The organism is Microcoleus pseudofavosus SVA1_A4, from assembly GCF_036700565.1.
In the GTDB taxonomy this organism is placed as follows: Bacteria; Cyanobacteriota; Cyanobacteriia; order Cyanobacteriales; family Microcoleaceae; genus Microcoleus.
This window is the reverse complement of record NZ_JAUBPE010000116.1, coordinates 8,783-14,319: the sequence shown is the minus strand read 5'-3', so window position 1 is coordinate 14,319 and position 5,537 is coordinate 8,783. Positions and strand designations below refer to the sequence as shown.

The following is a 5,537-nucleotide window of genomic DNA, read 5'->3' as shown; positions in this document are numbered from 1 at the left end:
TCCCCGCTCGCGGCGTGGCTCGCGAGCGGGGACGCTCGCACTATATAATTCCGATGCTACCGGATTTGATATCACCCACAATCTCTGACTATAACTCACAATCTAAATAAACCCGCCCCCACTACCACCTTACCCAGGGCGGGTTTATGGATCTTTTAGTTTTTGAACATTTGTAAGTTCACACAAAACAGTAATCCCGCTACGTGGGTAGCGGGATTGATAGGTTGCAGTTTAGCTATTCTCTAGTTTGGCTAGAGTTGAAATTAGCGGACTGCTGAATTAGCTCAGGTTAGCCATTTCTTGCTGGAGCGTGCTTTTGGCTGCTTTGAATTGAGTAGCCATTTGTTCCATTTGTGCTTCGCTAAAGTTGCGGCGAATTTGAGGGAACATATCGTTTTCTTCTTCTTTTACGTGATCCTGAACCGCTGTTTTGAGCAGTTTGATTTGGGCTTTGAAATCAGAAGAACTGGGATTCATTGCCTTAATTTGGGCAAGCATCTGCTTCATTTCTGCTTGCTCGTCGTACAGTTCTTGAGTGTTGCTGTAGTAGCTGCGAATTGCTGGGTAAACAATTTGTTCTTCTGCTTCAGCGTGAACGCTTAAATCTTTGTACAACTGACCGAAGAATTCTTGCAGTTTTTTTGGATCGTCGGTTTTTTCGATCTCCATAAATAGGGTATCGGCTTTGCGGTGATCCATTGAGATGATTTCGGTGATGTTCATCTCATCTTTGGTGCGGGTAACTGCACCGCCGATGATGCCAGTCATCGCGGCCATTGCATCTTGCACGCGGGCCCAAACGCCTTGGTCGGGGTCTTTGCCGGTCAGTTCGCGCACTCCTAAAATTTCGAGAACTCCTTTGAGTTGTTCTTGGTGAGCGCGGTTCTCAAAGTTAACTGTGTTGAGGGGAGTAATGGCGGCTTCGATGTCTGCGCCGACTACTTGAGCGGCTTTGTGTACTAACAGACCGGCCATTGTTTGTTTGTGTTTGAGCAGTTCGTGCTGGGTGACTTTTTCAAACAATGTGAGTTCAGAACCTTGCATGAGTTTCTGAACTTCTTCAATCATTTTTGTGCTGGTTTCTTTGGGTTCGGCTTGAATGCCGTATTGTACGATTACGGTTTCTAATACGCCCAAGTTTTTGCGATCGTCCTCAAGCATATCCCGGAAGCGATCGCACAGTTCGGAGTCGTTGCAGGAATTGATGAACAATTGCTCGTTGGCGATCAAAAGGTTTTGCAGCGCTTTCATGTCTGCTAATTTAGTCGCGATCGCTTGGCGCTTAGTATCTTCTAAGGTAGCTACCATCTGTCGTTTCTCCTCTCAAGGTCTTTAGTGTTCTTACATCTTTTAATTTATTGAAATATTCTGATAACACCCTCTTTCTCGCGACTGATTCATTAATATCCCGCGCAACCTATTGACTTTTGATCAAAAAAATGGTACTTAATTAAGGCTAAGGTCGTTTTAAAAAAAGCAAAAATTACCCTTAATTACAACAGTCAACAGTCAACAGTCAACAGTCAACAGTCAACAGTCAACTGACAACAGTCAACTGACAACTGCCCACTGACAACAGTCAACAGTCAACTGACTTTTGTATCAATTAATCCCGATCGCATAGCTGTAAAGCGCTACCATAGTTGCAGCCGAAGTTAACTAAAGTTTAAGAATAACTAGCTTGTCTCAACTGCTCACTGCTTTAGAGTTCCCAGCCAATGTCTGGAAGCTCAACAACGGGTTAACGGTCATTCACCAGCGGATTTCGGCCACACCGGTGGTCGCGCTAGACGTGTGGGTGAGGGCTGGCGCTACGCTAGAGCCGGATTCTTGGTCGGGAATGGCTCATTTTTTAGAACACATGATATTTAAAGGGACGGATTCGATCGCCCCTGGAGAATTTGACCAGGTAATCGAAAATCGCGGCGGTGTCGCCAATGCAGCTACAAGTCACGACTACGCCCATTTTTTCGTCAACGCTGCGGCCGATTATTTAGCAGAAACAGCCCAGCCACTGGCAGAATTGCTGCTGCGCGCTTCGATTCCAGATGCGGAATTCGATCGCGAGCGAGATGTGGTTCTCGAAGAAATCCGCCAAGCTCAAGACAGTCCCGATTGGCTGGGTTTCCAAGCAATGATGGAAACAGTTTACCAGCGACATCCCTACAGGCGATCGGTACTCGGCACGGAAGAACTGCTGATGTCGCGAACTCCCCACGAAATGCGCTGTTTCCACCGATCGCACTATCAGCCGGAAAATATGACTGTGGTGGTAGTCGGGGGAATTGATGAACAACAGGCTAGGGATGTTACGGAGAAAGCTTTCGAGCAGTTTTCCGATCGGTGGGATTGTCCCAAATTAACCGCAGAGGCGGAACCGCCACTGATAGAAATTCGCCGTCAGGAACTCTGTCTCCCCCGATTGGAACAAGCGCGGCTGATGATGGCCTGGACGGGGCCGGGAGTGGAACATTTGCAAAGTGCTTGCGGCTTGGATTTGCTTTCGGTGTTGCTTGCAAACGGGCGGACTTCACGTTTAGTCAGGGAACTGCGGGAAGAATTACAATTAGTAGAGGCGATCGACAGCACTTTCTCGCTGCAACGGGAATCGAGTTTATTTACTATCAGTGCAATCTTGGACGCCAAAGATATTGAACAGGTGGAATCTCGGATTTGCGATCGGCTTTGGGAATTGCAGTCTGAGCCGGTTTCTGAGGTAGAATTGCTCCGCTGTAAGCGTTTGCTGTGCAACGATTTTGCTTTCTCGCTCGAAACGCCGGGACAGCTAGCCGGTCTTTACGGATATTACAATACGATCGCCAGTGCCGAATTAGCGCTCAGCTATCCCACCAGGATTAAAGGTTTTGGGCAATTAGATCTGCAGCGCCTAGCTCAACAATATCTCTCTCCCTGGCGCTACACGGCCGTGGTGCTCAAACCAATCTAATTGGTAAACGGGTGAAAATAAATATCTTTTGTACCGGATGAGGTTCGGCGTTTGTCCGTGTTTCTCTGTGCTTGTGGCGCATCCTACCGAATAGATGTTCGCTGTTTGGGAAAAGGCTTTCTGTGCTTGTGCCGTACCCTACGGGATAGAGGTTCGGCGTTTGTCCGGGGTTCTCTGTGCTTGTGGCGCACCGTACAGGATAGATGTTGTTACATTTAGATGTTGTGCGTCAGGCCCGACCCGGTATGACATCATACAAGATGCACGTGGAAAATAGAAAAATGGCGATCGAGTAATTACCAATTACAAATTACCAATTACCCATTTTCAATTACCAATACTTCAGCTACGCTCAGTACAAGTTCCCAACTAAATTAACCATGAAAAATGAAATCCAGCGCACGGTTTTAGACAACGGTATTGTTGTCTTAGCAGCAGAAAATCCAGCAGCAGATATTATTGCCGCTAGGATATTCCTGCGGGCCGGCAGTCGCTACGTGCAGCCGGAACAAGCAGGATTGTGTCACTTGCTGTCGGCGGTAATGACTAAGGGAACCGATCGCCTGTCTTCGCTGGAAATTGCCGAGCGTGTAGAATCGGTGGGAGCGAGGTTGAGTGCCGACTCTACTACAGACTATTTTTTAGTGAGTTTGAAGACGGTTTGTGCGGATTTTGAGGATATTTTAGAGTTAGCGGCGCAATTGACCCGATCGCCCACTTTCCCGGAAGCTGAAGTCGAACTCGAACGCCGCATTGCCATATCAGCAATTCGATCGCAGCAAGAACAGCCATTTGCGATCGCCTTCGAGCAATTGCGGCACGCGATGTACCAGGAACACCCATATGCTTTCTCTCCCTTGGGTACGGAAGCTACTATGTCAAAGCTCACCAGAAACGAGCTCGAACAGTTCCACAAAACCTATTTTCGTCCCGATAATGTAGTTATTTCTGTAGCCGGCAGAATATCGACCGAAGATGCGATCGCCCTGATCGATCGAACTTTTGGCGACTGGAAAGCGCCTTTAACACCCCTGCCAACTTTAACCGTCCCCCCCCTGTCACCATCCCCTCAATCGGTCGTTACGGCGCAAGATACGCAGCAATCAGTGATTATGCTGGGCTACCTCGCACCCTCTGTCAAAAATCCCGATTACGCAGCGATTAAGTTGCTGAATACTTATTTGGGTAACGGTTTGTCGAGCCGATTGTTTGTGGAATTGCGGGAAAAGCGGGGCTTGGCTTACGACGTTTCCGCGCTCTACGCGACGCGCTTGGACACGGCACAGTTTGTGGTGTACATGGGTACTGCGCCGGAAAATACGGCGACTGCTTTTGAAGGATTGCGGACAGAAGTCGATCGACTCGCCAACACCGAACTAAGCGAGGAAGAATTGCAAGCTTGCAAGAATAAAATGCTCGGTCAATATGCTTTAGGAAAACAAACTAATTCGCAAATTGCCCAAGTTTTAGGCTGGTACGAAATTTTGGGATTGGGAATTAAATTTGACCAGCAATTTCAAGAAGAAATTGCACAGGTGACAGCTTCAGAAGCGCGGGATGCTGCTAAGAAATATTTTGTAGAACCGTATATTTCTTTGGTGGGCCCGGAGGCGGCGATTACAGAGTTGGGTGTAGTGGCTGTTTGTTGAGTAGGAAATTGGCGATCGAACTTTTGAAAAGTTCGATTTCTCGCAGTCTTTAATAAGACGGGAGCATCTCACTAGGCACTTGTCGTCGAGCTCATCAATGATTGTTTCTTCAGTAAGTTGTGAAAGGTCATTCCAAATGAAGGGTTGGATAGTGATTGCCATGACATTTTCTCCTTATTTTTGAACAAAAAGCTATTGGGAGGATCGGGAAGCCGAGCCACATTACAAAGAACTGAGCAGCCCAACGTTCCTGCTCACCGGACGCAGACAACCTTGGCATCTCACCAATGACTTTGATCCGTTCCGGTGCAGCAGGCTTGTTAGCCTGTTTAATCTAACAACCTCGTGCACCAGTAATGCATGGTTATGCAACCAGTATTTTACCGGCACCAGGTCCAGGCACATAATCCCAATACTGTCCTCCTTCTATCCCTCTAAACCCATCTTTGTCTGGAGAATCTGAACTCTTCGATGAAGTATCACCTATACCTTGTCTAATAGCTATCTCACACTTAGCGGCAGCTGATGTGGTCAAACTAGCAGTAACATTGGCGGCTGCCAAAGCCTCTATCTCATTCCCCGATTGAGCAGATGTATATGCTTTACTAAAAGCAAGCAAAGCTTTAGAGAACTCAAGAGCACAGTCACCAATTAGTTCTCCAGTAGTCTTTGTTATAGTAACTGTGCTTGCCAGAGGTGCGTCTCGATCAGCTAAAGACACCATAGGCAATTCTGCTGGGTCAGCAGTTAATCGAAGTTCAGTACTACCAGTCGTACCTATTAATCCTGCTGGTAAGGCTCCCATAAAAAGCTTTTGCCAACTTCCCCAACTTCCTCCAGGTACACTCTGTGAAATTCGGTAGGATTCATCATCAAAACCAATTCCTATTACCTGGAGAGTACCATTAGGCTGTCTAGTAGCTCCAATTTGCTTCCATTGC

General features: G+C 47.3%; 4 protein-coding genes. 2 read left to right on the top strand and 2 right to left on the bottom strand.

The window, feature by feature from the left end; genetic code table 11:
• Positions 1 to 279 precede the first annotated feature (279 nt).
• On the bottom strand, positions 280 to 1,308 hold the full coding sequence (locus QUA02_RS31065) for a hemerythrin domain-containing protein (protein ID WP_333033481.1): 1,029 nt from the start codon (positions 1,306 to 1,308) through the stop codon (positions 280 to 282).
• Positions 1,309 to 1,681: 373 nt separating this feature from the next.
• Here QUA02_RS31065 and QUA02_RS31060 point away from each other — a divergent pair, with 373 nt between their 5' ends.
• Both QUA02_RS31060 and QUA02_RS31055 read left to right on the top strand, forming a co-directional pair.
• On the top strand, positions 1,682 to 2,947 hold the full coding sequence (locus QUA02_RS31060; RefSeq protein WP_333033480.1) for a M16 family metallopeptidase: 1,266 nt from the start codon (positions 1,682 to 1,684) through the stop codon (positions 2,945 to 2,947).
• Between the two features lie 380 nt (positions 2,948 to 3,327).
• Positions 3,328 to 4,596, top strand: a complete 1,269-nt coding sequence (locus QUA02_RS31055) for a M16 family metallopeptidase (RefSeq protein ID WP_333033478.1) — start codon at positions 3,328 to 3,330, stop codon at positions 4,594 to 4,596.
• A 364-nt stretch (positions 4,597 to 4,960) separates the two neighbouring features.
• On the opposite strand, the gene QUA02_RS31050 is transcribed toward QUA02_RS31055, so the two are convergent.
• The coding region (locus QUA02_RS31050) for a hypothetical protein (RefSeq protein ID WP_333033476.1) at positions 4,961 to 5,537 on the bottom strand (577 nt) is incomplete at its 5' end.

Excerpts from the sequence above, each read along its gene's own strand:
- QUA02_RS31065 (WP_333033481.1), bottom strand. The coding sequence starts at position 1,308 with ATGGTAGCTACCTTAGAAGATACTAAGCGCCAAGCGATCGCGACTAAA.
- QUA02_RS31055 (WP_333033478.1), top strand. The coding sequence starts at position 3,328 with ATGAAAAATGAAATCCAGCGCACGGTTTTAGACAACGGTATTGTTGTC.